Consider the following 3,888-nt stretch of genomic DNA (forward strand, 5'->3'; position numbering starts at 1 on the left):
GTCGTAGCCGTTTTGCAGGAGATGAGTGGCAAAACTATGGCGGAAGGTGTGGCAAGTAAACTACCCGACTCCGTACCGCTTTAGCGATACAGAGTAGGCTTTTAGTAGCCCTGGGCCTGCTCTGCTCTACCAGAGAACAAAACAGGCCCGAACCTCTAGGCTGGTTTACAGCAGCCCCAATCGACCGTTACCAGTGCCTTAAATAACCGTTTCTGGTGCCCGCAATGTTATTGTAGCACAAGGCAAGTGAAGTCGCACATTCCTCCCGACACTGACTTTATGAGTACAGTGCGAGGCTCCTGCGATTTCTAGCTGACTTGCTCCAGGAGCTTTCTGGGTCTAGGTATAGGTGTGTTAATGCTCATTCAGCCAGATAAAAACCCTTTGGAGGTAATTATCGCTCAAAATGTTGACTATACAGACAAATTAGGGCAGCATTACACTAGGTGATGGAAAAGTCTGCTTCTTAGGTGATTATCAGTCATCTAGCTGCAGAAACACATGTTAGGCGACAGGGAGCTTTTAATGACGACCGAGTTGCTCTATCACCAACCAGTGGCACTGATCGCCATCGCGCTGCTTGCATGCATGGTGATCGCTGCGGGCTCGGGGTACAAACTCGGTCGCAGAGGACGCCAAGCACAAAACGAGCTGACGCGAATTCAGATCGGGAGCATTCAAGCGGCAACCCTGGGACTGCTTGCCCTTCTTCTTGGATTCACCTTCGCCATGGCGCCGTCCCGATTCGAGTACCGGAAGCTAGTTCGCAAAACGGCGGCGTTGTTTGCCGAGACGTTATGTGAAAGTGCGGCTCTGCATTCTACAAGTCAACAATTAATAATGTAATAATCTGAAAGGAAATCGCAATGCCATATCAAGCCGAAATTAGTCGAGCCAATCCGAGTTGTTTCTTGTTCCTCATTGACCAGTCGGGATCGATGTCAGACCCGTTCGGTGGTAGTGGGCCAAACAAAAGAAAAGCGGATGGTGTCTCCGATGCAATCAACAAGCTGCTTCAAAACTTAGTCATCAAGTGTGCCAAGAGCGATGGAGTTCGAGACTATTACTATGTTGGCGTAATTGGTTATGGTGCTTCAGTCGGTTCAGCCTTTATGGGCTCTCTCGCTGGCAAGGATTTATCACCCATTAGCCAAATCGCAAATTCACCGGCTCGAATCGAGGAGCGTAGCAAGAAAGTGGATGATGGAGCCGGCGGGCTCGTGGAACAGACTATCAAGTTCCCAATTTGGTTTGATCCCGTCGCTAACGGAGGAACTCCAATGTGCCAAGCATTAACGCAGGCCAAGACGATCGTTCAAGACTGGATTGCCCAGCACCCTTCCTGCTTTCCTCCCATTGTGATAAACATAACAGACGGTGAGGCGACAGATGGAAACCCTTCTGATGCTGCAAACGAAATCAAATCATTAGCGAGCTCTGATGGTAACGTTTTGCTATTCAATGTTCACTTGTCTTCTAAGAAGGCTAATCCTATTGAATTTCCAGACTCCGATAGCGGACTGCCCGATGAGTTTGCCCGCTTACTCTTCAGTATGTCGAGCATACTGCCAACACACATCCAGAATGCAGCAAAACAGGAAGGATATCATATCTCGGAGGCAAGCCGTGGGTTTGTTTTCAACGCTGATATCGTTTCGGTAATTCGTTTCTTGGATATTGGAACGCGTCCAAGCAATCTGCGCTAGTTTTGGAACCTATGAGACTCTCACTACACCATTTCTGGCTGCAAAAGCTTGGCAATGAAGAAGCCGATTACGAGGACGCTTTCGCCCCCAAAATAGATGGCATAATCGATCAGGAGACTTTTGCAATAGCTATTGCCGACGGTGCAACTGAGAGTTCTTTTGCATCCGATTGGGCTAAGATGCTCACTCGTGCTTTTGTCAAAGAACGCTTCACGAACATCCAGGCTCTGCAGGCTCGCACGGAAATATTATCGAAGCGATGGCACACTTTTGTAAACCGTAGACCATTGCCTTGGTTTGCAGAAGAAAAGGTTCGCCTTGGAGCCTTCGCAACGCTGCTCGGCGTCGAACTCACCTCAAACTCAAACGATTCAAACGAATCGGGATCTTGGTCAGCAATAGCAGTCGGTGACAGTTGTCTCTTTCAAGTCCGCAATGATGATCTTGTCCTCTCTTTTCCCATTTCCAGCGCAAGCGAATTTGGAAGTTCTCCGACTTTGCTTTCCACCAATTTGGCCCGCAATTCGCAACTCTGGGAGAAAGTCAAGCGCCAAACTGCAGAATGGCAATCAGGCGATCTCTTGCTACTTGCCACAGATGCCCTCGCGTGTTGGTTCCTCACCGAGCATGAGAACAATGAAAAGCCCTGGAACATTCTCTACGGTTTTACCGAGAATTCGTCGCCTCAGGAATCATTCAAAGCGTGGGCGAATGATGCGCGTCGTTCTACCCGCTTGAAAAATGATGACATCACCTTACTCTTAGTGAGGCTCTGAATTTGTTATGCCATTACCAAGAGGCGATGAATACTTAGCTGCAGTTCAAAACCCCAGCACAGCTTTCAGCGATCCGGAATTAAAGGTTTCCACCCCAGAACCTGATCAGTTCGGAATTCCTAAGCCTTACTCCGGAGGGTTCACAACCACATTTCATCTCCAAAATCATTCGCAACATTGGGCAGTCCGCTGTTTCACCAGATCCATTCCAGATTTGCAGAGACGCTATGAAGCTATTGGACGGTTCCTGCAAACCTGTACAGACGGTTTTTTTGTAAAGGCCATTTGTCTTAATCAAGGAATTAAAGTTGGCAGCCAGTGGCATCCCATTATAAAGATGCAGTGGCTCGATGGCGAAACTCTGAACACCTTCATCGACCGCAATATCTCTACGCCTGGAGTGATTTCTAAGCTTATTCCAGAGTTTGTCGATTTGGTGGAACGTCTTGAAAGCCTCAAAGTAGCTCACGGGGATCTCCAGCACGGTAATATTCTCGTCAAGCAAGGGAAGCTCTACCTTATCGATTACGATGGATTCTACCTCCCCGAACTCTCCAGCCTTAAGACAAATGAGATCGGACATCTTAACTATCAGCATCCTTCAAGAACCGCTGCTCATTACAATTCAACGATTGACCGGTTTTCGGCCATCGTGATATATCTCGGTCTTTCAGCGGTCGCCGCTTCGCCCCCTCTCTGGCACAAGTACAACAACAGCGAGAATATCCTATTTTGCTCAAATGACTTTGCAGATGTCGAGTCATCTCCACTTCTCATTGACATTTCTAGAATCTCCCAACTTGCCCCTCTTGTGGAGAGATTCAGGGGTGTTTGCAGGCTCGAATTCGATAAAGTTCCGTCTCTTGATCAGTTCATTTCTGGCAACTTCACCTTTCCAAAGATCACAGTCCGCCCTCCCGCTCCAGCCGTTACTGTTCCCCAAAGGCGCAGCCAGTATCCAGTCATTGACGCTTCTCTTTCTGGCTCACTCTCAGAACATATCGGCGACCGGGTGGAAGTAATCGGACTGATTACCGATTACCATTCTGCACAAACTAAGCACGGACAACCTTACATATTCCTCAACTTCGGTTCTTACCCACACCAAACCTTTACACTTGTTTTGTGGTCTACTTCCCTGGCTGCGTTCCGCCGTGATAAAGTTGATCCTCTTTCTCTCGTTCACAAGTGGGTCAAAGTTACTGGCGTAATTGGTAGGTATCAGGACAGACTGCAGATGACAATTGAACTTCCGTCTCAAATTCAAATATTGTCAGGCGAGGGAGAAGCTCGCCAATGGCTTGGAGTCAAGCCGTCTATATCGCCATCTCCACAGATTCGACGCCCAATCTCACAACCTGACGAATCAGTTTTTAATACTATCTATTCGGGCAGACGTGCTACTC

At 48.1% G+C, this 3,888-nt stretch carries 4 protein-coding genes; all 4 read left to right on the forward strand.

The annotated features are described in order from the left end of the window. Positions 1-525: 525 nt before the first annotated feature. A complete protein-coding gene (locus tag NW829_RS01070) occupies positions 526-846 on the forward strand; it encodes a hypothetical protein (protein ID WP_414416248.1) in 321 nt (106 codons plus the stop codon). A gap of 92 nt (positions 847-938) precedes the next feature. Next, positions 939-1,706 carry a hypothetical protein gene (locus tag NW829_RS01075; protein WP_414416249.1) on the forward strand — a complete coding sequence of 256 codons (768 nt, stop codon included), beginning with the start codon at positions 939-941 and terminating at the stop codon, positions 1,704-1,706. 11 nt (positions 1,707-1,717) lie between these two features. Next, on the forward strand, positions 1,718-2,482 hold the full coding sequence (locus NW829_RS01080) for a protein phosphatase 2C domain-containing protein (protein WP_414388693.1): 765 nt from the start codon (positions 1,718-1,720) through the stop codon (positions 2,480-2,482). Between the two features lie 7 nt (positions 2,483-2,489). Continuing rightward, a partial coding sequence (locus NW829_RS01085) for a hypothetical protein (protein ID WP_414416250.1) occupies positions 2,490-3,888 on the forward strand: 1,399 nt, incomplete at its 3' end.

The organism is Synechococcus sp. R55.8 (assembly GCF_047461895.1).
Taxonomy (GTDB): Bacteria; Cyanobacteriota; Cyanobacteriia; order Thermostichales; family Thermostichaceae; genus Thermostichus.